The following is a 26,386-nucleotide window of genomic DNA, read 5'->3' on the forward strand; positions in this document are numbered from 1 at the left end:
CGGGCGGGCCTGGAGAAGCTCGGCGGACGCGCGGTCATCAACTCGGTCAACTACGAGGACGGCGACGGCCCCGAGTCCCGCTTCGCCAAGGTCACCCGCCTCGCCCAGGAGCACGGCGCCGCGCTCATCGCCCTCACCATCGACGAGGAGGGACAGGCCCGCACCGTCGAGCACAAGGTCGCCATCGCCGAGCGGATCATCGACGACCTCACCGGCAACTGGGGCATCCACGAGTCGGACATCCTCATCGACACCCTGACCTTCACCATCTGCACCGGTCAGGAGGAGTCCCGCAAGGACGGCATCGCCACGATCGAGGCGATCCGCGAGCTCAAGCGCCGCCACCCGGACGTCCAGACGACCCTGGGCCTGTCGAACATCTCCTTCGGCCTCAACCCGGCCGCCCGCATCCTGCTCAACTCGGTCTTCCTGGACGAGTGCGTGAAGGCCGGCCTGGACTCGGCCATCGTCCACGCCTCGAAGATCCTCCCGATCGCCCGCTTCGACGAGGAGCAGGTCACCACCGCGCTCGACCTGATCTACGACCGGCGGCGCCCCCAGCAGGGAGACGAACCGGCCTACGACCCGCTCCAGAAGCTGATGGCCCTCTTCGAGGGCGCCACCGCCAAGTCCCTCAAGGCCGGCAAGGCCGAGGAGCTGGCCGCGCTGCCGCTGGAGGAGCGCCTCAAGCGCCGGATCATCGACGGCGAGAAGAACGGCCTGGAGGCCGACCTCGACGAGGCCCTGACCACCACCCCGGCCCTCGACATCGTCAACGACACCCTCCTCGACGGCATGAAGACCGTCGGCGAGCTCTTCGGCTCCGGCCAGATGCAGCTGCCGTTCGTGCTCCAGTCCGCCGAGGTCATGAAGACCGCGGTCGCCCACCTCGAACCGCACATGGAGAAGTCCGACGCCGACGGCAAGGGCACGATCGTGCTCGCCACCGTCCGCGGCGACGTCCACGACATCGGCAAGAACCTCGTCGACATCATCCTCTCCAACAACGGCTACAACGTCGTCAACATCGGCATCAAGCAGCCCGTCTCCGCGATCCTGGAGGCCGCCGAGGAACACCGGGCCGACGTCATCGGCATGTCCGGCCTCCTGGTGAAGTCCACGGTGATCATGAAGGAGAACCTGGAGGAGCTGAACCAGCGCGACCTCGCCGCCAAGTACCCGGTGATCCTCGGCGGCGCCGCCCTGACCAGGGCCTACGTCGAGCAGGACCTCCACGAGATCTACCAGGGCGAGGTCCGCTACGCCCGGGACGCCTTCGAGGGCCTGCGCCTCATGGACGCGCTCGTCGCCGTCAAGCGCGGCGTCCCCGGAGCCGTGCTCCCCGAACTGAAGCAGCGCCGGGTCCCCAAGGGCACCGCCGCCCTCCAGGTCGACGAGCCCGAGCCCGGCGGCCGCTCCGACGTGGCCACCGACAACCCCGTCCCCACCCCGCCGTTCTGGGGCACCCGCGTCGTCAAGGGCATCCCGCTCAAGGACTACGCCTCCTGGCTCGACGAGGGCGCCCTCTTCAAGGGCCAGTGGGGCCTCAAGCAGAACCGGACCGGCGACGGACCGACGTACGAGGAGCTGGTGGAGACCGAGGGCCGGCCGCGGCTGCGCGGCTGGCTGGAGCGGCTGCACACCGAGAACCTGCTGGAGGCGGCCGTCGTCCACGGCTACTTCCCGTGCGTCTCCAAGGGCGACGACCTGATCATCCTCGACGAGGCGGGCCACGAGCGGACCCGCTTCACCTTCCCCCGCCAGCGCCGCGGCCGCCGCCTCTGCCTCGCCGACTTCTTCCGTCCCGAGGAGTCCGGGGAGACCGACGTCGTCGGACTCCAGGTCGTCACCGTCGGATCCCGCATCGGCGAGGCCACCGCCGAGCTCTTCGCCTCCGACTCCTACCGCGACTACCTGGAGCTGCACGGCCTCTCCGTGCAGCTGGCCGAGGCCCTCGCCGAGTACTGGCACGCGCGCGTGCGGGCCGAACTCGGCTTCGGCGGCGAGGACCCGGACAAGGTCGAGGACATGTTCGACCTCAAGTACCGCGGCGCCCGCTTCTCCCTCGGCTACGGCGCCTGCCCCGACCTGGAGGACCGCGCCAAGATCGCCGAACTGCTCCGACCGGAGCGGATCGGGGTGCACCTCTCCGAGGAGTTCCAGCTCCACCCCGAGCAGTCCACCGACGCGATCGTCCTCCACCACCCCGAGGCGAAGTACTTCAACGCCAGGTGAGCGCCCGATGAGCGCCTGACGACCGTCCGCCGACGCCGGCCCGCAAATATCCGCGCCGGCGGTGATCGGGACGTACACTGGTCGGTCCAGTGCAGGCCGGCCCTCCTCCCCGTACCGGGAGCGGGGGCCGGCCTTTCCGTCCCTCCATGGAGGTGTGCCGGATGACCAGTACGGTCCCCGCGTCCCTGTTCCGCGCCAACGGAAGCTCCGCCCTGCAGGCGGTCTTCCTCGACATGGACGGGACCCTCGTCGACACCGAGGGCTTCTGGTGGGACGCCGAGGTCGAGGTCTTCGCCGACCTCGGGCACCGGCTCGACGAGACGTGGCGGGACATCGTGGTCGGCGGCCCCATGACCCGCAGCGCGGGCTACCTGATCGAGTCCACCGGCGCCGACATCACCCTCGACGAGATCACCGTGCTGCTCAACGAGAAGTTCGAGCAGCGCATCGACCGCGGCGTCCCGCTGATGCCCGGCGCCGAGCGGCTCCTCGCCGAACTGGCCCGGCACGCCATCCCCACCGCCCTGGTCTCCGCCTCCCACCGGCGGATCATCGACCGCGTCCTGGAGTCCGTCGGCCGCGACCGCTTCCACCTCACCGTCGCCGGGGACGAGGTCAGCCGCACCAAGCCGCACCCGGAGCCGTACCTGACCGCCGCGCGCGGCGTCGGCGCCGACCCCGCCCTGTGCGCGGTCATCGAGGACACCGCCACCGGCGTCGCCGCCGCCGAGGCGGCCGGCTGCCGGGTCGTCGCCGTGCCCTCCGTCGCCCCGATCCCCGCGCTGCCCGGCCGGGTCGTGGTCCGCTCGCTCGAAGAGGTCGACGTCCCGTTCCTGAGGACCCTCGTCTCCGGAATCTGAGCTTTTTCTGAGCTTTCTCCGGGCTTTCTCCGGGGATTCGCCGAAGATCCCTTCCGGCGCCTTCCCCCGCACGGCTCCCGTGCAATTGGATCAGGCCATCCCTCGAATTGCGGCCGCGTGACCTTGGTCACCCAGCGTGCTTGCCGAGGGGTGGCCTGACGTCGTCCCCTGCCCGGAATGCGGACGTCCGCCGCCCCCTTGTGTCCCGATTCGCTCGGGACCGTCCGCCTCGCGCACCGCATGACTATCGAAGCGACCGCATTCATGATCACCCTGCGATTACCCTCCACCGGCCACCCCGTCCGGCAATAGCGGCGCCGCCCACTAATCTTTCGCGAGTACTTCGCCGCTATCACCGCGTGCACCGGCGCATACCCAAGTCGCCGAGAACACAGGACCGATCGCAACTTCCCGGCCCGATCGCTCCCGCCCCGACCGGGCGGCCGGCGGCGGAGTGTCGTCATGACCGCTGTACCCCAGGCCGGCTGAGGAGAACGTCCCGTGATGAACCGCAAGACCTTGGTGCTGCCGGCCGTGGCCGGACTGCTCGCCCCGCTGCTCGCCGCCTGCGGCACGGGAGGGGACGACAGAGCCATCGTCGTCGGCACCACCGACCGGTTCGTCGCCACCGAGGACGCGCCCGCCCCCCTCGACCCCGCCTACGCCTACGACACCGGCGCGTGGAACATCCTCCGCCAGACCGTGCAGACCCTGGTCCACGTCCCCCGCGGCGGCGGCGACCCCGTGCCCGAGGCCGCCGAGAGCTGCGCCTTCACCGACACCGCCAGCGAGAGCTACCGCTGCGTCCTGCGCTCCGGCCTCACCTTCGCCGACGGCACCCCCGTCACCGCCGAGGACGTCAAGTACTCCATCGACCGGGTCCGGAAGATCAAGTCCGACAATGGCGCCGCCGCCCTCCTGTCGACCGTCGACACCGTCGAGACCAAGGGCGACCGCGAGGTCGTCTTCCACCTCAACGCCCCCGACGCCACCTTCCCGTACAAGCTCTCCACCCCCGTCGCCGGCATCCTCAGCAAGGACAAGTACGCCGCCGACAAGCTCCGCGAGGGCTTCCAGGTCGACGGCTCCGGCCCCTACACCCTCAAGGCCGAGCGCGACGGCGAGGAGGCCACCCGCTTCGTCTTCTCCCGCAACCCCCGCTACAAGGGCGACATCACGCCCCGCAACGAGCAGGTCGAACTCCGCGCCTACGCCGACGCCGGCGCCATGGGCAAGGCCCTGGAGAGCAAGGACATCGACATGATGGCCCGCTCCCTCTCCCAGGAGCAGATCCGCGACCTCACCGAGACGCCCACCGACGGCATCCGCGTCTCCGAGGTCCCCGGCCTGGAGATCCGCTACCTCGGCTTCAACACCAAGGCCCCCGCCGTCGAGGAGAAGGCCGTCCGCCAGGCCATGGCCGCCGTCATCGACCGCGGCGCCCTCGTCAACCGCGTGTACGGCCCCACCGCCGAGCCGCTCTACTCGCTCATCCCCTCCAGCATCAGCGGCCACGCCACCCCCTTCTACGAGGAGTACGGCGAGGGCGACCCCGACCGCGCCGCCGCCATCCTCCGCAAGGCCGGCGTGAAGACCCCCGTCAAGGTCACCCTCAACTACACCACCGACCACTACGGCGCCGAGACCGCCCAGGAGTTCGCGACGCTGAAGAACCAGCTCGTCGCGAGCGAACTCTTCGACGTCACCGTCAAGGGCACCGCCTGGTCCGAGTTCCGCCCCGCCCAGCGCCGCGGCGACTACGCCGTCTACGGCCTCGGCTGGTTCCCCGACTACCCGGACCCGGACAACTACGTCGCGCCCTTCCTCGACAGCGACAACTTCCTCGGCACCCCCTACGTCAACAAGACCGTCCGCGAACAGCTCATCCCGCGGTCCCGCCGCCAGGCCGACCGCACCGCCGCGACCCCCGTCTACCACCAGATCCAGAAGATCGTCGCCCAGGACGTGCCCGTCCTGCCGCTCTGGCAGGGCAAGCAGTACGTCGCCGCCCGCGACGACATCAACGGTGTCGAGTACGCCCTCAACACCTCTTCGGACCTGCTGCTCTGGGAGCTGAGCCGCGGCACCACCGCCTGACCCCTTCGTTGTACCGGCCGCGCGGCCACGCGCGGCCGGCCTGGCAAGAGATCACGAGGCAAGTTCTGTGAAGACGCACCACAAGTGGCTGACCGCCCCGCTCGCCGCGGGCCTCTCCGCCGCCCTCCTCGGCGGCTGCGGCACCGAGCAGGGCCAGGGCTCCGACACGGCCGGCGCCGTCCGCGTCGGCATGTCCGACGAGATCCTGGCGACCGACCCCGCGGCCGGCTACGACCCCGGCTCCTGGCTGCTGTTCAACAACGTCTTCCAGTCCCTCCTCGCCTTCCCCAGGGGCGGCTCCCTGCCCGAGCCCGAGGCCGCCGACAAGTGCGGCTTCGACGACGGCAGCACCGTCTACACCTGCACGCTGCGCCCCGGCCTGAAGTTCTCCAACGGCAACCCGCTCACCTCCGAGGACGTCAAGTTCTCCTTCGAGCGCGCCCTGAGGATCGCCGACCCCTCCGGCCCCGCACCGCTGCTCTCCACCATCGACACCATCGAGACCCCCGACGAGCGGACCGTCGTCTTCCGCCTCAAGGTCCCGGACGCCACCTTCCCCAGCAAGATCGCCTCCGGCGCCGGCTCCATCGTCGACCACCGCGAGTACCCCGCCGACGCGCTCCGCACCGACGGCAAGGCCGTCGGCTCCGGCCCCTACAAGCTGGACTCCTTCGGCGACAGCGAGGCCGTCTTCTCCGCCAACACCGGCTACCGGGGCACCGCGGAGCGCCGCAACGACAAGATCGCCCTCAAGCTCTTCAAGGGCGACCGCTCCGCCCTCGCCAAGGCCTTCACCGACGGCGACGTCGACATCGCCTACCGAGGCCTCTCCGCCGCCGACATCACCGCCCTGGAGACGTCCAGCGACCACCGCGACGTCCAGGTCGTCCAGGGCGGCAGCGCCGAGGTCCAGCACCTCGTCTTCAACACGAAGGACCCCGTCGTCGGCAAGCTCGCCGTCCGCAAGGCGATAGCCCACCTCGTCGACCGCGACGCCCTCGTCGAGGACGTCTACCAGTCGACCGCCACCCCGCTCTACTCGATCGTCCCGGCCGGCATCAACGGCCACAACACCGCCTTCTTCGACACCTACGGCGCCCCCGACAAGGCCAAGGCGAAGCGGGCGCTGCGGGCCGGCGGCATCAAGGACAAGGTCACCCTCACCCTCTGGTCCACCCCCAGCCGCTACGGCCCCTCCACCGACGCCGAGCTCAAGGCCATCGCCGCCCAGCTCAACGCCAGCGGCCTCTTCGCCGCCGACGTGAAGTCCGTCCCCTTCGAGCAGTACGAGAAGGACATCGCCGCCGGCAAGTACGGCGTCTACGTCAAGGGCTGGGTCCCCGACTACCCCGACGCCGACAACTTCACCGCCCCCTTCTTCGGCGAGGGCAACGTCCTCTCCAACCACTACGAGAACAAGGCGATCACCGGCACCCTCCTGCCGAAGACCGCCGCCACCACCGACCGCTCCGCCACCGACGAGGAGTTCGGCGCCATCCAGGACGCCGTCGCCGAGGAGCTCCCCCTCCTCCCGCTCTGGCAGGGCAAGCAGTACGCCGTCACCCGCGACGGCGTCACCGGCCTCGAATGGACCCTCGACGCCTCGACGGTCTTCCGCTTCTGGGAGATCCGCAAGAGCTGACCCCCGTCCCCCGGGTACGCGGAGGGGCCCGGCGCGCATCCCGCGCGCCGGGCCCCTCCGCGTACCGCTCCGCCCTACTGGCCGTTGGCCCCCGGACGCACCAGACCGCTCTCGTACGCGTACACCGCCGCCTGCACCCGGTCGCGCAGGCCCAGCTTCGTCAGCACGTGGCCCACGTGCGTCTTCACCGTCGTCTCGCTCACGAACAGGTCCGCCGCGATCTCCGCGTTCGACAGCCCCTTGGCGACCAGCTTCAAGACCTCCACCTCGCGGTCGGTCAGCGTGCCCAGCGTGTCCGGCACCTGCTCCTCGCCCGTCGGCAGGTGCGCCGAGTACTTGTCGAGCAGCCGCCGCGTGATCGACGGGGCCAGCATCGCCTCGCCCGCCGCCACCACCCGGATCGCCTGCACCAGCTCCGTCGCCGGGGCGTCCTTCAGCAGGAAGCCGCTGGCGCCCGCGCGCAGCGCCTCCACCACGTACTCGTCCAGATCGAAGGTGGTCAGCACCAGCACCTTCGCCGGACCGTCCCGGCCGGGCCCGGTGATCTGCCGGGTCGCCTCCACCCCGTCCATCCGCGGCATCCGGATGTCCATCAGCACCACGTCGGGCTGGAGCGCCCGCACCTGGTCCAGCGCCTGCAGACCGTCACCGGCCTCGCCCACCACCGCCAGGTCCTGCTCCGCCTCCAGGATCATCCGGAAACCGGTGCGCAGCAGCGGCTGGTCGTCGACCAGGAGGACGCGAATCGTCACAGGGGCTCCTTCACGAGGCGGGCCGGTCGCCGCCCATTCTGCCCTGCCCCGATTCGCCCGACTCCGCCGGGCGCGCGGAAACGATCTCCAGCGGATACGCCGGGGGAGTCCCCCCGAACTCCGGACACACCGCCCGGTGATCGCACCAGCCGCACAGCTTCGTCGGCCGCGGCCGCCAGTCGCCCGTCTCCGTCGCCGTCCGGATCGCGTCCCACAGCGCGTGCAGCTTCCGCTCCACCCGCCGCAGGTCCGCCTCCACCGGGTCGTACGTCAGCACGTCCCCGCTGCCCAGGTACACCAGCTGCAGCCGGCGCGGGATCACGCCCCGCAGCCGCCACACCACCAGCGCGTAGAAGGTCATCTGGAACAGCGCGCCCTCGCTGTACTCAGGCCGCGGCGCCTTGCCCGTCTTGTAGTCGACGATCCGCACCTCGCCCGTCGGCGCGACGTCCACCCGGTCGATCACCCCGCGCAGCCGCAGCCCCGACTCCAGCTCCGTCTCCACGAACAGCTCGCGCTCGGCCGGCTCCAGCCGCGCCGGGTCCTCCAGCGTGAACCACCGCTCCACCAGCGCCTCGGCCTCCGCCAGCCACTGCCCGAGCCGCTCGCCCCCCGGATCGTCCGCGAACAGCTCGCCCAGCTCCGGCCGCGCCTCCAGCAACCGGTCCCACTGCCCGGGGACCATCGCCTTCGCCCGCGGCACCGTCCGCTCCGCCGCCGGGTCGTCGAAGAGCCGCTCCAGCACCGCGTGCACCAGCGTCCCCCGCGTCGCCGCCGCGCTCGGCTTCTCCGGCAGCCGGTCGATCACCCGGAACCGGTACAACAGGGGACACTGCATGAAGTCGCCCGCCCGCGACGGCGACAACGACATGGGCGCCCGGGGCCCCTCCGGGAGCCGCTCGCTCGTACTCATGACACAGACCCTACGACCCGCCACCGACAGCGAGCCGCATACCATCGACGCATGACCCGTCGCGCTGCATGATCGACCAGTGACGCACCGGCGCGGTCACCCCCGGCGACGAGAGGAACCCGTGAACCAGGACGAGCCCAAGCCGCAGCGGACCGAGGAGCCCGGCGGCGGGATCCTCATGGGACGGCCCTTCGGCGTGCCCGTCTACGTCGCCCCCAGCTGGTTCCTGGTCGCCGCCCTCATCACCTGGGTCTTCGGCGACCAGATCGAGCGGGTCCTGCCCGAGCTCGGGGCCGCCCGCTACCTGGTCTCCCTCTTCTTCGCCGTCGCCTTCTACGCCTCCGTCCTCGTCCACGAGCTCGCCCACACCGTCGCAGCCCTCCGCTTCAAGCTCCCCGTGCGGCGCATCCAGCTCCAGTTCTTCGGCGGCGTCTCCGAGATCGAGAAGGAGTCCGAGACCCCCGGCCGCGAATTCGTCCTCGCCTTCGTCGGCCCCCTCCTCTCCCTCGTCCTCGCCGGCCTCTTCTACCTCGCCATGTACGCCGTCGAGCCCGGCACCGTGCCCGGCGTCCTCCTCGCCGGCCTGATGATCTCCAACCTCATCGTCGCGATCTTCAACCTCCTCCCGGGCCTCCCCCTCGACGGCGGCCGGATGCTCCGCGCGATCGTCTGGAAGATCACCGGCAAGCCCATGAGCGGCACCGTCGCCGCCGCCTGGGTCGGCCGCGCGCTCGCCGTCACCGTCCTCATCGGCCTCCCCCTCCTCACCCGCACCGGCTGGCTCGGCAACTCCACCGCCGACATCGACGGCTTCACCACCGTCACCGACGCCCTCCTCGCCGCCATCCTGGCCGCCATCATCTGGACCGGCGCCGGCAACAGCCTCCGCATGGCCCGCCTCCGCGAACACCTCCCCGACCTCCGCGCCCGCGCCCTCACCCGCCGCGCCATCCCCGTCGAACCCGCCACCCCCCTCTCCGAGGCGCTCCGCCGCGCCAACGAGGCCGGCGCCCGCGCCCTCGTCGTCGTCGACGCCACCGGCGACCCCACCGGCATCGTCCGCGAGGCCGCCATCGCCGCCGTCCCCCAGCACCGCCGCCCCTGGGTCGCCGTCACCACCCTCGCCCAGGACCTCACCCCGGGCATGCGCGTCCCCGCCGAACTCACCGGCCAGCCGCTCCTCGACCACCTCCGCGCCACCCCCGCCACCGAGTACCTGGTCGTCGAGGAGACCGGCGCGATCTACGGCGTCCTCGCCACCACCGACGTCGAGCGCGCCTTCGTGAAGGCCATGGCACGACCGTCCCAGTAACACCGGTACTCTGTTCCCATGTCCGAACCGACCGGTGCCGCCCGCCGACGCGGGCCCTTCAAGGTCGGGGACCAGGTTCAGCTGACCGACCCCAAGGGCCGCCACTACACGTTCACGCTCGAAGAGGGAAAGAACTTCCACACCCACAAGGGTTCCTTCCCGCACGACGAGCTGATCGGCGCACCCGAGGGCAGCGTTGTCCGCACCACCGGAAACGTCGCCTACCTCGCGCTGCGCCCCCTGCTCCCCGACTACGTCCTGTCCATGCCCCGCGGCGCCGCCGTGGTCTACCCGAAGGACGCGGGACAGATCCTCGCCTTCGCCGACATCTTCCCCGGCGCGCGCGTCGTGGAGGCCGGCGTGGGTTCCGGCTCGCTCAGCAGCTTCCTGCTCCGCGCCATCGGCGACAGCGGCATGCTGCACTCCTACGAGCGCCGCGAGGACTTCGCCGAGATCGCCAAGGGCAACGTCGAGCGCTACTTCGGCGGTCCCCACCCGGCCTGGCAGCTCACCGTCGGCGACCTCCAGGACAACCTGACCGACACCGACGTCGACCGGGTCATCCTCGACATGCTCGCCCCCTGGGAGTGCCTGGAGGCCGTCTCCAAGAGCCTCGTCCCGGGCGGCATCCTCTGCTGCTACGTGGCCACCACCACCCAGCTCGCCCGCACCGTGGAGTCCATCCGCGAGATCGGCTGCTACGCCGAGCCGCAGCCCTGGGAATCCATGATCCGCAACTGGCACGTCGAGGGCCTGGCCGTCCGCCCGGACCACCGCATGATCGGCCACACCGGCTTCCTCGTCACCGCCCGCCGCCTCGCGGACGGCGTCGAGCCCCCCATGCGCCGCCGCCGCCCCGCCAAGGGCGCCTACGGCGAGGACTACGACGGCCCCAACAAGGGCTGACGCCCCGACAGAACCCCGACGACGCCGCCGCCCGCTCCTCCCGCACCACGGGGAACCGGACGGCGGCGTCGCCGCGTTCGCGCCGCCCGTACGGCCCCCTGTTCGGTACCCCCCGGCTGTTCCGCAGTCCTGTGACGTGTGGCACGATGCCCGCAACCCCTCGGCACGACCCTCACAGGAGACGTCTCGCGTGCAGCCCTCCGCCGCCCCGGACCCCGTGGACCTCGCGCACACCCACGCCCGGCCGCTGCACTGGCTGGCCACCGCCACCGCGACCGCCGCGGTCGTCGCCCTCGCCGGCGCCCTGACCCCCCGCGCCGCCGAAGCGGGTCCCGCCACGGCTTCCGCTTCCGCCCCCGCGGCCCCCGGCCCGGCCGCCGCGCCGGACGCCGGCACGGCCGACTACCCCCTCGGGTGCGGGGGAGTGCCGCACCGGGTCGCCCGGGCCGTCACCGGCGACCTGGACGGCGACGAGAACCCCGAGACCGTTGCGGTCGTACACTGCGAAGCCGGATCCGGAACCCCGCCCTCCGGCCTGTACGTGCTCACCCGCGGCCGCGGCGACGACGCCCCCGCGCGCGTGGTGGCCACGCTCGTCGACCCGAGCGAGCAGCGCAGCGTCACCGGCCTCGCGATCCGCGACGGAGCCGTCCGCGCCACCCTGCTCGGCTACTCGTCCCCCGACGTCCCCAGCTGCTGCCCCGACGTGAAGGAGCAGGTCGGCTGGGACTGGACCGGCGGCGCCTTCGTCCGCTCCGCGGGCGCGGAGGCGCGCGGCGTCTGACCGTCAGTCCGCGTCGGGGCCGTACACCTCGACGCGGTCCCGGACCCGCCGCACGTGGATGCAGTCGCCCGGGCACTCCTTCGCGGAGTCCACCACGTCCTGCAGCAGCGGCAGCGGCACCGGGGTCGTCGCCCCCGCGTCCTGCAGCAGCTCGTCGTCGGCGCTCTTCACATACGCGAGCCCGTCGATGTCCAGTTCGAAGACCTCGGGAGCGTACTGCGCGCAGATCCCGTCCCCGGTGCACAGGTCCTGGTCGATCCAGACCTCCAGGGCCTCCTCGGCCCCGTCGGCCGGCGACTCGTGCTGCACGCTCATCTCTTCTGCCGTTTCTGCTCCGCGCGGACAATTGAGGCCGCGACCCGCGGGTGTTGAACCCTCACGACGATACAACTGCCCGCTTTCAGAGCGTGAAGGGTGGGTATTCCCCTGGCGAGAAGGGGAAGCGCAAGGGTGAAGATCGGACACGCCCCGGAGTCTTTTTGATCTAGGGGTTTCAATCATCACCCACGCAGGTAGGGTCAGGATGCGTCCAGCTCCCCTTGGAGGAGGTGAGGACCGTGGCAGCCCACGACGACGACATCAACCGCGGCATCCGGCCGGGGCGGGGGTCTGAAGACCCTGCCGGCCAGGTTGCCTATCTCGAGCAGGAAATCGCCGTCCTGCGCCGCAAGCTCGCCGACTCTCCGCGACACACGAGGATTCTCGAAGAGCGGATCGTCGAGCTGCAGACGAACCTGGCCGGCGTGTCCGCGCAGAACGAAAGGCTGGCGAACACGCTCCGTGAGGCACGCGACCAGATCGTGGCCCTCAAGGAGGAGGTCGACCGGCTCGCGCAGCCGCCGGCCGGCTTCGGTGTCTTCCTGCAGGCCAACGAGGACGGCACGTGCGACATCTTCACCGGGGGCCGCAAGCTCCGGGTGAACGTGAGCCCCAGCGTCGAGCTCGAAGAGCTCCGGCGCGGCCAGGAAGTCATGCTCAACGAGGCGCTCAACGTGGTGGAGGCCATGGAGTTCGAGCGCGCCGGGGAGATCGTCACCCTCAAGGAGATCCTTGAGGACGGCGAGCGCGCCCTGGTGGTGGGGCACACCGACGAGGAGCGGGTGGTGAGGCTCGCCGAGCCTCTGCTGGACGTCACCATCCGCGCCGGCGACGCCCTGCTGTTCGACTCCAGGTCCGGCTACGTCTACGAGGTCGTGCCCAAGAGCGAGGTCGAGGAACTCGTCCTCGAAGAGGTCCCGGACGTCGACTACGAGAAGATCGGCGGCCTGGGCAACCAGATCGAGCTGATCCGCGACGCGGTCGAGCTCCCGTACCTCTACCCCGACCTGTTCAAGGAGCACGAACTGCGGCCGCCCAAGGGCATCCTGCTCTACGGGCCGCCGGGCTGCGGCAAGACGCTCATCGCCAAGGCCGTCGCCAACTCCCTGGCCAAGAAGGTCGCCGAGGTCACCGGCCAGCCCGCGGGGAAGTCCTACTTCCTCAACATCAAGGGCCCCGAGCTCCTCAACAAGTACGTCGGCGAGACCGAGCGGCACATCCGCCTGGTCTTCCAGCGGGCCCGTGAGAAGGCCAGCGAAGGCACCCCCGTCATCGTCTTCTTCGACGAGATGGAGTCGCTCTTCCGCACCCGCGGATCCGGCGTCAGCTCGGACGTGGAGAACACCATCGTCCCCCAGCTGCTCGCCGAGATCGACGGCGTCGAGGGCCTGGAGAACGTCATCGTGATCGGCGCCTCCAACCGCGAGGACATGATCGACCCCGCGATCCTGAGGCCCGGCCGGCTCGACGTGAAGATCAAGATCGAGCGTCCGGACGCCGAGGCGGCGAAGGACATCTTCGCGAAGTACCTCACCGCCAACCTCCCGCTCCACACGGACGACGTCTCCGAGCACAGCGGCTCCAAGGCCGCCGCCGCCCACGGGATGATCCAGTCCGTCGTCGAGCAGATGTACGCGGAATCCGAGGAGAACCGCTTCCTCGAAGTCACGTACGCCAACGGTGACAAGGAAGTCCTGTACTTCAAGGACTTCAACTCCGGCGCGATGATCCAGAACATCGTCGACCGGGCCAAGAAGATGGCCATCAAGGCATTCCTCGACCACAACCAGAAGGGCATCCGCATCTCCCACCTCCTCCAGGCCTGCGTGGACGAGTTCAAGGAGAACGAGGACCTGCCCAACACCACCAACCCCGACGACTGGGCCCGCATCTCCGGAAAGAAGGGCGAGCGGATCGTCTTCATCCGCACCCTCGTCACCGGAAAGCAGGGCGCGGACACCGGGCGCTCCATCGACACGGTGGCCAACACCGGTCAGTACCTGTAGAAGCGCACACCGGCTGCGGATGTCCGGAAAACGGGCATCCGCAGCCGTCGCATTCGTGTCGGAAGAAATTCCGGCCACGCCGGGAAAAACCTCAAACGATCTCCCCACCAGCGCGGAGCCGCTCTAGGCTCTTCGGTACCGCCGAGTCGCGCACTGAGCGCCGCCGGGCAAGGAGGGCCGCATGACCGTACGGCGAGTAATGGGCATCGAGACGGAGTACGGGATCTCCGTCCCGGGACACCCGAACGCCAATGCCATGCTCACCTCGTCCCAGATCGTCAACGCCTACGCCGCGGCGATGCACCGGGCGCGCCGCGCCCGCTGGGACTTCGAGGAGGAGAACCCGCTGCGGGACGCCCGCGGCTTCGACCTCGCCCGCGAGGTCGCCGACTCCAGCCAGCTCACCGACGAGGACATCGGCCTCGCCAACGTGATCCTCACCAACGGCGCCCGGCTCTACGTGGACCACGCCCACCCCGAGTACAGCGCCCCCGAGGTCACCAACCCGCGCGACGCCGTCCTCTGGGACAAGGCCGGCGAGCGGATCATGGCCGAGGCGGCCGAGCGCGCCGCCCAGCTCCCCGGCGCCCAGCCGATCCACCTCTACAAGAACAACACCGACAACAAGGGCGCCTCCTACGGCACGCACGAGAACTACCTGATGAAGCGGGAGACCCCCTTCTCGGACATCGTGCGCCACCTGACGCCCTTCTTCGTCTCCCGGCAGGTCGTCACCGGCGCCGGCCGCGTCGGCATCGGCCAGGACGGGCGCGAGAACGGCTTCCAGATCAGCCAGCGCGCCGACTACTTCGAGGTCGAGGTCGGGCTGGAGACCACCCTCAAGCGCCCCATCATCAACACCCGCGACGAGCCGCACGCCGACGCCGAGAAGTACCGCCGGCTGCACGTGATCATCGGGGACGCCAACCTCTCCGAGATCTCCACCTATCTGAAGCTCGGCACCACGGCGCTGGTCCTCTCCATGATCGAGGACGGCTTCATCACCGTCGACCTCGCCGTCGACCAGCCCGTCCGCACCCTCCACCACGTCTCCCACGACCCGTCCCTCCAGTACCTCGTCACGCTGCGCAGCGGCCGGACGCTCACCGCCGTCCAGCTCCAGATGGAGTACTTCGAGCTGGCCAGGAAGTACGTGGACGAGCGGTACGGCTCCGACGCCGACGACCAGACCAAGGACGTCCTCGCCCGGTGGGAGGACACCCTCAACCGCCTCGAGAACGACCCGATGAGCCTCGCCGGCGAGCTGGACTGGGTCGCCAAGCGGGAGCTCATGGAGGGCTACCGGCGCCGGGACGCGCTGGAGTGGGACGCGCCCCGGCTGCACCTGGTGGACCTCCAGTACGCGGACGTGCGGCCCGACAAGGGCCTGTACAACCGTCTGGTGGCCCGCGGCCGCATGAAGCGGCTCCTGGACGAGGCCGAGGTGGAGCGGGCCGAGACGGCGCCCCCGGAGGACACCAGGGCCTACTTCCGGGGCCGCTGCCTGGAGCAGTACGCCGACGACGTCGCCGCCGCGTCCTGGGACTCGGTGATCTTCGACCTGCCGGGTCGCGACTCGCTCCAGCGCGTACCGACCCTGGAGCCGCTGCGCGGCACCAAGGCCCATGTGGGGGCCCTGCTGGACCGCTGCCGCACGGCGGAGGAACTCGTCAGGGTCCTCTCCGGCAGCTGATTCGAGACCGGAAAAGGGGCCTGAAATGCCCGGGCCCTGGGAATCATGAAAGCAGTGCACGGGCGTTGCGGAAATGCGGGGGCCGATGTCGGTCCCGGCTTGTAGGGTCTGATCTTGCAGGACCCCAGCAGCACATGTCCGAGCGATCCGATTCGAGCGGGGTGAGGAAATGGCGGCCAAGGACACCGGCGGCGGGCAGCAGAAGGCCACGCGTTCCACGGAGGAGGTCGAGGAGACCACCACGGAGGCGAACTCCGACCTCAAGGAACGCCAGGAGAAGCTGAGCGAGGACGTTGACTCGGTCCTCGACGAGATCGACGACGTGCTCGAGGAGAATGCCGAGGAGTTCGTCCGAAGTTTCGTACAGAAAGGTGGCCAGTAGCCTTCGAATCGAAGGTGAAGTCGCAGGGGTGGGGATATGTCGGAGGCCGTCAAACATTGCCGCGGTTGCGGGAGGGACATCCCGCTGACTGGATTCGCGCGGGACTGCAATCGCGGTGACGGACTGCAGGCGAGGTGCCGGGAATGCGTTTCGGCCTACGGGGCCGAGCGCTACCGGATCAGGCAGGCAGCCAAGGGCAAGGCCGTCCGAAGCACGGCGGACGTACCGGTGGGGCACAAGCTCTGTCGGCAATGCGGTGAGATCAAGCCGCACGACGACTGGCATCGCAACGCCACCGCCTCGGACGGCCTCGCCACCCGCTGCAAGGTGTGCAAGAAGGCCCAGGGGAGGGCCGGGCATCTCAAGCGCATGTACGGCATCACCGAAGCCGAGCGCGACCGGATGGTCGTCGACCAGGGTGGTGTCCGCGTGATCTGCCAGGAGGGTCCGGCGGAGCATGTGGATCACGATCATCGGACGGGTAAGGTCCGAGGCGTACTGTGCTTCAGCTGCGACGCGGCTCTGGGGCAACTCAAGGATCGGCCAGACGTCATCAGGCGTGCAGCCGCATACGTGGAAGGAAACCTGTGGAACCCAACACTCGTAGCACAGGGCGTCTACCGGCAGCCTTCCTGACGCCGGGGTCCTCGTCCTTCATCGACTTCCTCGCCGACCACTCGCCGGAGATGCTCCCGGGGAACCGGAAGCTGCCGGACGGGATCGTCGAGGCGCCGCACGGCACCACCATCGTGGCCGCGACGTTCCCGGGGGGCGTCGTGCTCGCGGGTGACCGGCGCGCCACCATGGGCAACATGATCGCGCAGCGGGACATCGAGAAGGTGTTCCCGGCGGACGAGTACTCCGCGGTCGGCATCGCCGGCACCGCCGGCCTCGCCGTCGAGATGGTCAAGCTCTTCCAGCTGGAGCTGGAGCACTTCGAGAAGGTGGAGGGCGCCACGCTCTCCCTGGAGGGCAAGGCGAACCGCCTCTCCACCATGATCCGCGGCAACCTCGGCATGGCCATGCAGGGCCTCGCCGTCGTACCGCTCTTCGCGGGCTGGGACGAGGGCAGGGAGAAGGGCCGGATCTTCTCCTACGACGTGACCGGCGGCCGTTCCGAGGAGCACGGGTACGCCGCCACCGGCTCGGGCTCGATCTTCGCCCGCGGCTCCATGAAGAAGCTGTACCGCGAGGACCTCACCGAGCAGCAGGCGACCACCCTGGTCGTGCAGGCGCTGTACGACGCGGCGGACGACGACTCCGCGACCGGTGGCCCGGACCTGGCCCGCCGGATCTTCCCGATCGTCACCGTCATCACCGACGAGGGCTTCCGCAGGCTCACCGAGGCGGAGTCCTCCGAGCTGGCCCGCTCCGTCACCGAGCGGCGTCTGGAGCAGCCGGACGGACCGCGCGCCGCCCTGCTCTGACCCGTACGTCGCCCCCTCACAGCCCAGAAGAAAGGGACGAGCGCCGGTGTCGACACCGTTCTACGTCTCCCCCCAGCAGGCCATGGCCGACCGCGCGGAGTACGCCCGCAAGGGCATCGCGCGCGGCCGCAGCCTCGTGGTCCTCCAGTACGCCGACGGCATCGTCTTCGTCGGCGAGAACCCGTCCCGCGCCCTGCACAAGTTCAGCGAGATCTACGACCGGATCGGCTTCGCCGCGGCCGGCAAGTACAACGAGTACGAGAACCTGCGCATCGGCGGCGTCCGCTACGCCGACCTGCGCGGCTACACCTACGACCGGGACGACGTGACCGCGCGCGGCCTGGCCAACGTCTACGCGCAGACACTGGGCACCATCTTCTCCAGCGCCGGCGAGAAGCCGTACGAGGTGGAGCTGGTCGTCGCCGAGGTCGGCACCGAGCCGGCCGGGGACCAGATCTACCGGCTGCCGCACGACGGCTCCATCGTGGACGAGCACGGCTCGGTCGCGGTGGGCGGCAACGCCGAGCAGATCAGCTCCTTCCTCGACCAGCGGCACCGGGACGGGATGTCCCTCGCGGAGGCCCTGAAGCTGGCCGTGCAGGCGCTCTCCCGGGACACCAACGGCACCGAGCGGGAGATCCCCGGGGAGCGCCTGGAAGTGGCGGTCCTGGACCGGACGCGTCCGCAGCAGCGGAAGTTCAAGCGGATCGTCGGCCGTCAGCTGGTCCGTCTCCTGGAGGCGGACAACGCGGCCCTGGCGAAGACCGACGAGCCCTCGGACGAGGCCGCCGAGGAGTAGTCGTCCCGTCGCGCGGAGGGGCCCCGGTCCATCAGGACCGGGGCCCCTCCGCGTCTTCGGGGCTCAGACGCCCGGTGCCGGGCCGCTGGAGCCCCGCGGGACGAGGGCGACGGGCAGGGTGACCGGCGGGGCCGGTTCGCCCGCGAGGACGGCGAGGAGCGCCTCCATGCCCCGCCGGCCGAATTCCTCGGCGGGGAGCCGGACCGTCGTGAGCTCCGGTTCGGCCGCGACGGCCAGGGCCATGTCGTCGAAGCCGGTGATCGACAGGTCCTCCGGGACGCGCAGCCCCAGCCGGCGGGCGGCCTTCAGCACTCCGACCGCGAGGATGTCGTCGTCGCAGACCACCGCCGTGGGCCGGGGCCCCGGCCCGCCGAGGACGCGGGCGGCCGCCTCCCGGGCGGCGGCGACGTCCAGCGCCGACCGGACGGTGCGCAGCCCGGTGCCGCGCAGGGCGTCGGCGAGCGCGGCGGCCCGCACGTCGAAGGTCCAGGAGGGCACGGCGGACGCCAGGTGCAGGAAGCTGCGGTGGCCCAGGGCCAGCAGGTGGTCGGTGACCCGGCGCATCCCGTCGGCGACGTCGAGGTTGAGATGGGCGGCGGCGCCGGGCTCGGACGGATCGCTGTCGAGCATGACGAGGGGCAGGTCGCTGCCCCGGAAGGCATCCAGGGCGTCGGCGGCCATGGAGGAGGCCAGCACGCCGTCCAGGGCCGCCTGGGCGGAGGCGAAGGGGTCGCGGGCGGGGCCGACGCCGTCGGGGGAGGGGTAGAGGACCACGCCGAAGCCGTGCTGTGCCGCCGCCCGCGCCGCGCCGGTGTGGACGTGGGCGAAGAACTCGTTGGTGAGGGCGGGGACGACGAGCATCGCGGTACGGGTGCGGCCGAGGCGCAGGTTGCGGGCGGCGAGGTTGGGCCGGTAGCCGAGCTCGTGGGCGGCGGCCCGGACGGTGCCGGCCGTGCGCTCCGACACGCGGCCCCGCCACTTGTCGCCGAGGACGAGGGAGACGGTGGCCTGGGAGACGCCCGCGGCGCGGGCCACGTCCCTGCTGGTCGGACGGGTGCCGCCGAGGGGTTCGGGGGACTGCACGGGGCCTCCGCGTCGGACGCTGTTCGGTGGGGCGCTGTTCGGTGGGACCGGGGTGCGGGGTGGACCCGCGTCACGTCGCCATGGTACGTATGACGGCGTAACGTTATACGTAAAACCTCGGCGAGAGCCGACGGAGGGGAGACCCGCATGGCCACCGAGGCCACGGCACACGGCGGCTACCGGGACATCCTGCGGGCGCCGCACGCGCTCCGCCTGCTCACCGGCACCCTGGTCGGCCGGCTGCCCAACGGCACCGGCCCCGTCGCCATGACCCTCTTCGTCCGCGACCAGGGCGGGAGCTACACCCTCGCGGGCGGCCTCGTCGCCGCGTACGGCCTCGCCAACGCCGTCGGACAGCCGCTCCTCGGCCGGGCCGTCGACCTCAAGGGCCAGCCGCGCGTCCAGCTGCCCGCGGCCGTCCTCTCCGCCCTCGGCATGGCCCTCTTCGCCCTCGCCGGCATCGGCGGCCTCCCCCTCGCCTACGCCGCCGTCGTGGTCGCCGGGCTCTTCACCCCGCCCCTGGAGGGCGGGCTGCGGGCCCTGTGGCCGAGCGTCCTGGGCCGCGAGGACCGGATCCACCGGGCGTACGCCCTCGACGCGGTCGCCCAGGAGGTCATGTTCACCGTCGGCCCGCTCCTGGTGACCCTCCTCGTCGCCCTGTGGTCGCCCGCCGCCGCCCTCCTGGTCATCAACCTCATCGGTGTCCTCGGCGCCCTCTCCGTGGTCCTCTCCGAACCCTCCAGGGCCTGGCGCTCCGCGCCCCGCGAGGCCCACTGGCTCGGCGCGCTGCGCTCGCCCGGCCTGCTCGCCCTGCTCGGTTCGTTCTTCTTCGTCGGCCTCGCCCTCGGCTCGATCACGGTGGCCGCCGTCGCCTACGCCGACGACCGCGGCGCCCCGTCCGTCTACGGCTGGCTGATGGCCGCCCTCGGGCTCGGAGCCCTCCTCGGCGGCGTCCTCTACGGCGCCCGGCAGTGGTCCGGCACGCCCGAACGGCGGCTGCGGGTCCTGGTGGCCCTCCTCGCGCTCTGCTACCTGCCGCTGACGCTCACCCCCGGGCCGGTCGCCATGGCCGGCCTCGCGGCCCTCGCCGGCGTCTTCCTCGCCCCCGTACTGGCCTGCGCGTTCATCGTCGTGGACCGGCACGCCCCGGCGGGCACCGTCACCGAGGCCTTCTCCTGGCTGGTCACCACCTTCGGCGTCGGCGCCGCCCTGGGCTCGGCCGCCGCCGGACCCGCCGTCGAACTCGCCGGAACGGTCGCCGGATTCGCCGTGGCCGGCGTCGGCGGCGTGGTCGCCCTCCTGGTGCTGCTCGCCACGGGGCGGGTCCTGAGCGACCCCGACGCGCCCGGCCGGCGGTCGCGACACGCCGTGAGCGGAGGCGGCGCCACCGCCTCCCACACCGAAAAGAACGCCCTCTGATCGGAAAATGATCGAAACGGGAACGTCCAACCCGGTTTCAGCACAGGCCGTCAGGCGTAATGTTCAGACATGGACCGCCGCATTTTCGGGCTGGAGAACGAGTACGGCGTCACGTGCACGTTCAGGGGACAGCGCCGACTGTCTCCTGACGAAGTGGCGCGGTACCTCTTCCGCCGAGTCGTGTCATGGGGCCGCAGCAGCAATGTCTTCCTGCGGAACGGCGCCCGCCTGTACCTCGACGTGGGTTCGCATCCGGAATACGCCACACCGGAATGCGACGACCTGATCGAACTCGTCACCCACGACAAGGCAGGCGAGCGCATTCTCGAAGGTCTTCTCGTGGACGCCGAACGCCGCCTGCACGAGGAGGGAATCGCGGGCGACGTCTATCTCTTCAAGAACAACACCGACTCCGCCGGAAACTCCTACGGCTGCCACGAGAACTATCTCGTCGCCCGCCACGGCGAGTTCTCCCGCCTCGCGGACATCCTCATCCCGTTCCTGGTGACGCGTCAGCTGATCTGCGGCGCGGGCAAGGTCCTCCAGACCCCGCGCGGCGCCGTCTACTGCGTCTCCCAGCGCGCCGAGCACATCTGGGAGGGCGTCAGCTCCGCCACCACCCGCTCCCGGCCCATCATCAACACCCGGGACGAGCCGCACGCCGACGCCGAGCGCTACCGCCGGCTCCACGTCATCGTCGGCGACTCCAACATGTCGGAGACGACCATGCTGCTCAAGGTCGGCGCCACCGACCTCGTGCTGCGCATGATCGAGGCCGGCACGGTGATGCGCGACCTGACCCTGGAGAACCCGATCCGGGCCATCCGCGAGGTCAGCCACGACATCACCGGCCAGCGCAAGGTGCGGCTGGCCAGCGGCCGCGAGGCCTCCGCCCTGGAGGTGCAGCGCGAGTACTTCGAGAAGGCGTCCGACTTCGTCGACCGGCGCGGCATCCGCTCCGGCACGGTCGCCCAGGTGCTCGAACTGTGGGGCCGCACGCTCGACGCGATCGAGCAGGAGGAGCTGGACCGCATCCAGACGGAGATCGACTGGGTGATGAAGTACAAGCTCATCGAGCGGTACCGCGCCAAGCACAACATGACCATGTCGAACCCGCGGGTCGCGCAGATAGACCTCGCCTACCACGACATCCACCGCCGCCGCGGGCTGTACTACCTGCTCCAGAAGAACGGCCAGGCGGCGCGGATCTGCAACGACGTGAAGATCTTCGAGGGCAAGTCCGTGCCCCCGCAGACCACCCGGGCCCGGCTCCGCGGCGACTTCATCCGCCGCGCCCAGGAGCAGCGCCGGGACTTCACCGTCGACTGGGTGCACCTGAAGCTCAACGACCAGGCGCAGCGCACGGTCCTGTGCAAGGACCCGTTCCGCTCGGTCGACGACCGGGTGGAGAAGCTGATCGCCGGCATGTAGGACGATCGCAAGATCGGATCGGGGCCCCGCGCGTGCCACGCGCGGGGCCCTGGACGTCACGGGCAGGTCCCCTAGAGTGTCCGGACAACTACTGTGCCGTCTGAGATCTGAGGAACACGTGCGCCGACTTGCCGGCCTTCTCGTCGTCCCGCTGCTGCTGCTCACAGCGGCGTGCGGCAGCGACACCAAGGGCTCCGATAACGCCTCGACGACCAACGGGCTTCCCGCCATCACCGCGGGCGCGAAGTTCGGCGAGAAGCCGACCCTCGCGAAGGGCGAGGGCGACCCGCCGAAGGAGCTCAAGGTCAACGTCATCAGCGAGGGCGACGGCCCGGCGACCAAGGACGGCGACGCCCTCCAGGTCAACTACCTCGGTCAGACCTGGGACTCCACGACCCCCTTCGACAACAGCTTCGACCGCGGCGAGCCGTTCACCCTCACCCTCGGTGCCGGCCAGGTCATCAAGGGCTGGGACCAGGGCCTGAAGGGCCAGAAGGTCGGCAGCCGCGTCGAGATCGGCATCCCGCCGGAGCTCGGCTACGGCGAGCAGGGCTCCCCGCCCAGCATCAAGGGCGGCGCCACCCTGGTCTTCGTCGTCGACATCCTGAAGGCGACCACCGTCCCGAAGTCCGCCGAGGGCACCGTCGTCGCCCAGGAGAACAAGGACCTGCCCAAGGTCGGCACCGCCACCGACGGCAAGGCCCCCTCGCTGACCGTCCCGAAGACCGACGCGCCGAAGGCGCTGGTCTCCAACTACGTCATCGAGGGCAAGGGCGAGGCCGTCAAGGGCACCGACACCCTGACCGTCCAGTACCAGGGCGTGCTCTGGAAGGACGGCAAGAAGTTCGACAGCTCCTACGACCGGGGCGCCCCGGCCACCTTCCAGCTCTCCGGTGTCATCCCGGGCTGGAGCAAGGGCCTGGAGGGCAAGAAGGTCGGCAGCCGCGTGCTGCTCGTCGTCCCGCCGGCCGACGGCTACGGCGACAAGGCCCAGGGCCCCATCCCGGCCAACTCGACCCTCGTCTTCACCGTGGACATCCTGGCCAAGCAGTAGCCGGTCCCCGCGCGCCCCGGCCCGCCGCGCGATAGGTTGGCCGGGTCGCGCGGGCCATCGTCCGCGCGGTTTCATCCGTATGAGGAGCACACTGCAGTGAGCATCGAGAAGCCCGAGGTCGACTTCCCGGGCGGCGAGCCGCCGGCCGACCTGGAGATCAAGGACATCTGGGAGGGCGACGGCGAGGTCGCCGCCGCCGGGGACACGGTCAACGTCCACTACGTCGGTGTCTCCTTCGACTCCGGCGAGGAGTTCGACGCCTCCTGGAACCGCGGTACCCCGCTGGAGTTCCCGCTCGGCGCCGGCATGGTCATCAAGGGCTGGGACCAGGGCGTCCAGGGCATGAAGGTCGGCGGCCGCCGCCAGCTGGTCATCCCCGCGCACCTCGCCTACGGCGACCGCGGTGCCGGCGGCAAGATCGGCCCCGGCGAGACGCTGATCTTCGTCTGCGACCTCGTGTCGGTGAAGAAGGGCTGACCGCCCCCCCCGCAGCACACCGAGGGCCCCCGCCTCCGCGGCGGGGGCCCTCGGCTTTTGTCCGGACACCCCGGGGCGGTACGGTCGGACGTCCGAGAACGGAACCGGGGAAGAGGGTGCAAGGCGTCCATGGCGATTGCCAAGGCCGAGCGGCTCATGAATCTCGCGCTGTGCCTGCTCGGGACGCGCCGCGCCCTCAGCAAGCGGGAGCTGCGCGGCTCCATCGAGGCGTACATGGAGGCCAGCGGTGACGAGGCCTTCAACCGCATGTTCGAGAGGGACAAGGACGACCTCCGCGAGCTCGGCCTGGTCATCGAGACCGTCGAGAACCTCGACGGCGAGACCGGCTACCTCGCCCGCCGCGACTCCAACCGCCTCCCGCCCATCACCCTGGACGCCGAGGAGGCCGCCGCGCTCGGCCTCGCCGCCCGGGTCTGGCAGCAGGCCCGCCTCGCCGGAGCCGCCAGCGGCGCCCTCCAGAAGCTCCGCGCCGCCGGCATGCCCGAGGCCGAGGACACGTACGAGATCCAGCCCAGCGCCCTCGAACCCCGCATCCCGGTCCACGAGACCGCCTTCGAGCCGCTGATGCTCGCCTGCCGCGACCGGCGGCCCGTCTCCTTCGAGTACCGCAAGGCCAACGCCGCCCGCCCCGAGCCCCGCCAGGTCGAGCCCTGGACGCTGGAGTGCTGGCGCGGCCACTGGTACCTGGCGGGCTGGGACCGGGACCGCGCCGCCGAGCGCGTCTTCCGCCTCTCCCGCATCACCGGCAAGGTCCGCTCCCGGGCCGGCGCCTTCACCGCGCCCGTGCCCGACGCCGTCACCGTCCGCGAGACCGTGGAGAGCTGGGCCGGCGAGACCGCCACCCGCTCCGCCCGGATCCGGCTGCGCGCCGGCTGCGGCTACCCGCTGCGGGCCCGCGCCACCGAGACGAGCGAGGGCGCCGACGGCTGGGACGAGCTGGAGATCCCGTACGGGCACGGCCTCGACGCCTGGCTCGTCGAGTTCGGCCCCGACGTCGTCGTACTGGAACCGGCCGACCTGAGGGCCGACGTGGTGGAGCGGCTGCGCGCCGTCGCCAAGGGCTGAGGGGGAGACGAACCGCATGGCTGCCAACGCGATCGACCAGACGAGGCGGATGCTCTCCCTCGTCACCTACCTCCGCGAGCGCCCCGGCGCCCACGTCGCCGACGTGGCCCGCGCCTTCGGCATCACCGAGGACGAGCTGATCTCCGACCTGGACGTGCTGCCCATGTGCGGCACCAGCTTCCGGGGCGGCGACCTCCTCGACATCGACACCGACGGCGACCGGATCTGGTGGCACAACCCGGACGACGTCGCCGAGCCGCTCCGGCTCGCCGCCGACGAGGCCACCGCCCTGCTCGTCGCCGCCCGTGCCGTCGCCACCCTGCCGGGGCTGCGCGAGGGCGACCGGGACGCGCTGGTCCGCGCCACCGCCAAGCTGGAGACCGCCGCCGGCGAGGCCGCCGGCGCCAGCGCGCGCCTCTCGGTCACCTTCGAGTCCGAGGGCGGCGTCTTCGCCGAGGTCGACCGGGCCATCTCCGAGCGCAAGCGGCTCTGGCTGCGCTACTACTCGCCGGCCCGGGACGAGCTCACCGAGCGCGAGGTCGACCCCATCCGCCTCTTCGCCGTCGGCCACACCTACATGGAGGCGTGGTGCCGCCTCTCGGAGGACCGCCGCACCTTCCGGCTGGACCGGGTGGCGGAGATCCGGATCCTGGAGGAGGCCGCCGCGCCGCCGGAGCTGGAGCTGCGGGACCTGTCGGAGGGACTGGTCCAGCCGTCGGCCGACGACCCGGAGGTGGTGGTCGAGGTCGGCCCCGGAGGCCGCTGGGTCGCCGAGTACTACCCCCACGACCGGGCCGACGAGCTGCCCGACGGCGGACTGCGGATCACCCTGCGCACCCCGGACCCGGCCTCGCTGAAGCGGCTCGGGCTCCGGCTCGGCAGCGACGGCCGGATCGTCTCCCCGGACGGTCTCGCCGACAGCGCCCGGGCGGCGGCGACCGCCGCGCTCGCCGCGTACGAGGGCGTGTGAGCGGTTCTCGTACGCGGCCGGAGCCACGTTCCGCGGTGGTGTCCGGCCGTCGGGGCGGAGAGGGCGATCGGGGCGGAGTGAGTCGTCGAGGCAGAGAGAGTTGAGGAAAATGTCCGTCATGTCCGGACTGTCGGCCTCGGTGGCCCCGGTCCTCTTCAAGGCCGCCTGCCCCGACTGCCGCTGCCGCTTCGAACTCGCCGCCGGAGCCCTGCGCCTGGCCATCGGGGCCAGCCGCCGCACCACCTTCTACTCCTTCACCTGCCCCGAGTGCGGCAGCGCCGTCCGCAAGCCCGCCGGCGAGCGCATCGTCGAACTCCTCACCGGCGGCGGCGTCCGCACCCTCCGCCTCCACACCACCGCCTGACCGGCCCGCCACCCCCCAAGGACTAGGCTCGGCACATGTTCTGGCCCATGCTCGCGATCGCCCTCGGCTTCCTCGGCCTCGCCGTCCTCGGCGTCCTCGGCGTCAGGGTCTTCCTGGAGGTCCGACGCCTCGGCCGTCAAGTGGAAGTCACCACACAGCGGATCCAGCGCGCCGCCGAGGAGCTGGAGACCGCCGCGACAGGACTGGCCCGAACCGGCCGTTCCCTGCCCTGAATCGCGGGGCGTACGCTGCGCCGAAGCGGCCTGATCAGGGGCCCCCGGACGCAATCGCGAGTACGCACGGGCATTGCCCGACGTTTACTCCTGCGGGTTACGATCGCAGACAGCGCGGTGGCCGGACGCATGTCCGACCGGCC

General features: G+C 71.0%; 25 protein-coding genes. 21 read left to right on the forward strand and 4 right to left on the reverse strand.

Annotation, left to right across the window (positions count from 1 at the left end):
• From ACF1ED_RS17585 to ACF1ED_RS17600, 4 genes are all read left to right on the forward strand, one after another.
• Positions 1-2,235, forward strand: a 2,235-nt coding sequence (locus ACF1ED_RS17585) for a vitamin B12 dependent-methionine synthase activation domain-containing protein (RefSeq protein ID WP_391761350.1), incomplete at its 5' end; no start/stop codon positions are given.
• A gap of 161 nt (positions 2,236-2,396) precedes the next feature.
• Complete coding sequence (locus ACF1ED_RS17590) at positions 2,397-3,095, forward strand: HAD family hydrolase (protein WP_391761352.1); 699 nt, start codon at positions 2,397-2,399, stop codon at positions 3,093-3,095.
• 504 nt (positions 3,096-3,599) lie between these two features.
• Positions 3,600-5,192 carry an ABC transporter substrate-binding protein gene (locus ACF1ED_RS17595; protein ID WP_391761354.1) on the forward strand — a complete coding sequence of 531 codons (1,593 nt, stop codon included), beginning with the start codon at positions 3,600-3,602 and terminating at the stop codon, positions 5,190-5,192.
• 67 nt (positions 5,193-5,259) lie between these two features.
• Positions 5,260-6,834, forward strand: coding sequence for an ABC transporter substrate-binding protein (locus ACF1ED_RS17600; RefSeq protein ID WP_391761356.1), 1,575 nt, complete (start codon positions 5,260-5,262; stop codon positions 6,832-6,834).
• A gap of 74 nt (positions 6,835-6,908) precedes the next feature.
• Here ACF1ED_RS17600 and ACF1ED_RS17605 read toward each other — a convergent pair whose 3' ends face one another.
• Entirely contained in the window at positions 6,909-7,586 is a 678-nt protein-coding gene (locus tag ACF1ED_RS17605; protein ID WP_391761358.1) for a response regulator, read from the reverse strand.
• Positions 7,587-7,596: 10 nt separating this feature from the next.
• Complete coding sequence (locus ACF1ED_RS17610; protein WP_391761360.1) at positions 7,597-8,499, reverse strand: RecB family exonuclease; 903 nt, start codon at positions 8,497-8,499, stop codon at positions 7,597-7,599.
• 178 nt (positions 8,500-8,677) lie between these two features.
• Here ACF1ED_RS17610 and ACF1ED_RS17615 point away from each other — a divergent pair, with 178 nt between their 5' ends.
• From ACF1ED_RS17615 to ACF1ED_RS17625, 3 genes are all read left to right on the forward strand, one after another.
• Positions 8,678-9,811, forward strand: coding sequence for a site-2 protease family protein (locus ACF1ED_RS17615; RefSeq protein WP_391761883.1), 1,134 nt, complete (start codon positions 8,678-8,680; stop codon positions 9,809-9,811).
• An 18-nt stretch (positions 9,812-9,829) separates the two neighbouring features.
• On the forward strand, positions 9,830-10,717 hold the full coding sequence (locus ACF1ED_RS17620; RefSeq protein WP_031013975.1) for a tRNA (adenine-N1)-methyltransferase: 888 nt from the start codon (positions 9,830-9,832) through the stop codon (positions 10,715-10,717).
• A 190-nt stretch (positions 10,718-10,907) separates the two neighbouring features.
• Positions 10,908-11,501 carry a hypothetical protein gene (locus ACF1ED_RS17625; protein WP_391761362.1) on the forward strand — a complete coding sequence of 198 codons (594 nt, stop codon included), beginning with the start codon at positions 10,908-10,910 and terminating at the stop codon, positions 11,499-11,501.
• A gap of 3 nt (positions 11,502-11,504) precedes the next feature.
• Here ACF1ED_RS17625 and ACF1ED_RS17630 read toward each other — a convergent pair whose 3' ends face one another.
• On the reverse strand, positions 11,505-11,816 hold the full coding sequence (locus ACF1ED_RS17630; RefSeq protein ID WP_391761364.1) for a ferredoxin: 312 nt from the start codon (positions 11,814-11,816) through the stop codon (positions 11,505-11,507).
• Positions 11,817-12,058: 242 nt separating this feature from the next.
• Between ACF1ED_RS17630 and arc the strand changes: the two genes are divergently transcribed.
• The 6 genes from arc (at position 12,059) to prcA (ending at position 18,126) form a co-directional block, all read left to right on the forward strand.
• Entirely contained in the window at positions 12,059-13,825 is a 1,767-nt protein-coding gene (gene arc, locus ACF1ED_RS17635) for a proteasome ATPase (protein ID WP_391761366.1), read from the forward strand.
• 181 nt (positions 13,826-14,006) lie between these two features.
• On the forward strand, positions 14,007-15,518 hold the full coding sequence (gene dop / locus ACF1ED_RS17640; RefSeq protein ID WP_391761368.1) for a depupylase/deamidase Dop: 1,512 nt from the start codon (positions 14,007-14,009) through the stop codon (positions 15,516-15,518).
• Positions 15,519-15,687: 169 nt separating this feature from the next.
• Positions 15,688-15,900, forward strand: coding sequence for a ubiquitin-like protein Pup (locus tag ACF1ED_RS17645; protein WP_391761370.1), 213 nt, complete (start codon positions 15,688-15,690; stop codon positions 15,898-15,900).
• Between the two features lie 36 nt (positions 15,901-15,936).
• Positions 15,937-16,536 carry an endonuclease VII domain-containing protein gene (locus ACF1ED_RS17650; RefSeq protein WP_391761372.1) on the forward strand — a complete coding sequence of 200 codons (600 nt, stop codon included), beginning with the start codon at positions 15,937-15,939 and terminating at the stop codon, positions 16,534-16,536.
• Positions 16,488-17,327, forward strand: a complete 840-nt coding sequence (gene prcB, locus ACF1ED_RS17655) for a proteasome subunit beta (protein ID WP_391761374.1) — start codon at positions 16,488-16,490, stop codon at positions 17,325-17,327. The genes ACF1ED_RS17650 and prcB overlap by 49 nt, the downstream gene beginning before the upstream one ends.
• A 46-nt stretch (positions 17,328-17,373) precedes the next feature.
• The gene (gene prcA, locus ACF1ED_RS17660) at positions 17,374-18,126 is read left to right on the forward strand and encodes a proteasome subunit alpha (RefSeq protein WP_391761376.1); all 753 of its coding nucleotides are present in this window, start codon (positions 17,374-17,376) and stop codon (positions 18,124-18,126) included.
• A gap of 63 nt (positions 18,127-18,189) precedes the next feature.
• Here the strand turns inward: prcA and ACF1ED_RS17665 are convergent, their stop codons facing one another.
• Entirely contained in the window at positions 18,190-19,209 is a 1,020-nt protein-coding gene (locus ACF1ED_RS17665) for a LacI family DNA-binding transcriptional regulator (RefSeq protein WP_391761378.1), read from the reverse strand.
• Between the two features lie 147 nt (positions 19,210-19,356).
• Between ACF1ED_RS17665 and ACF1ED_RS17670 the strand changes: the two genes are divergently transcribed.
• The 8 genes from ACF1ED_RS17670 (at position 19,357) to ACF1ED_RS17705 (ending at position 26,243) form a co-directional block, all read left to right on the forward strand.
• Complete coding sequence (locus ACF1ED_RS17670) at positions 19,357-20,628, forward strand: MFS transporter (RefSeq protein WP_391761380.1); 1,272 nt, start codon at positions 19,357-19,359, stop codon at positions 20,626-20,628.
• A 69-nt stretch (positions 20,629-20,697) separates the two neighbouring features.
• Positions 20,698-22,059, forward strand: coding sequence for a Pup--protein ligase (gene pafA, locus ACF1ED_RS17675; protein ID WP_030759634.1), 1,362 nt, complete (start codon positions 20,698-20,700; stop codon positions 22,057-22,059).
• A 118-nt stretch (positions 22,060-22,177) separates the two neighbouring features.
• A complete protein-coding gene (locus ACF1ED_RS17680; RefSeq protein ID WP_391761382.1) occupies positions 22,178-23,113 on the forward strand; it encodes an FKBP-type peptidyl-prolyl cis-trans isomerase in 936 nt (311 codons plus the stop codon).
• Between the two features lie 96 nt (positions 23,114-23,209).
• Complete coding sequence (locus ACF1ED_RS17685) at positions 23,210-23,590, forward strand: FKBP-type peptidyl-prolyl cis-trans isomerase (protein ID WP_391761384.1); 381 nt, start codon at positions 23,210-23,212, stop codon at positions 23,588-23,590.
• A 129-nt stretch (positions 23,591-23,719) separates the two neighbouring features.
• Entirely contained in the window at positions 23,720-24,676 is a 957-nt protein-coding gene (locus ACF1ED_RS17690; protein WP_391761386.1) for a helix-turn-helix transcriptional regulator, read from the forward strand.
• A gap of 16 nt (positions 24,677-24,692) precedes the next feature.
• The gene (locus ACF1ED_RS17695; RefSeq protein ID WP_391761388.1) at positions 24,693-25,646 is read left to right on the forward strand and encodes a helix-turn-helix transcriptional regulator; all 954 of its coding nucleotides are present in this window, start codon (positions 24,693-24,695) and stop codon (positions 25,644-25,646) included.
• A 118-nt stretch (positions 25,647-25,764) separates the two neighbouring features.
• On the forward strand, positions 25,765-26,010 hold the full coding sequence (locus ACF1ED_RS17700; protein ID WP_370531572.1) for a hypothetical protein: 246 nt from the start codon (positions 25,765-25,767) through the stop codon (positions 26,008-26,010).
• Between the two features lie 35 nt (positions 26,011-26,045).
• The gene (locus ACF1ED_RS17705; protein ID WP_391761390.1) at positions 26,046-26,243 is read left to right on the forward strand and encodes a hypothetical protein; all 198 of its coding nucleotides are present in this window, start codon (positions 26,046-26,048) and stop codon (positions 26,241-26,243) included.
• Positions 26,244-26,386: the final 143 nt, after the last annotated feature.

The organism is Streptomyces sp. NPDC014656 (assembly GCF_043084305.1).
Classification (GTDB): Bacteria; Actinomycetota; Actinomycetes; order Streptomycetales; family Streptomycetaceae; genus Streptomyces.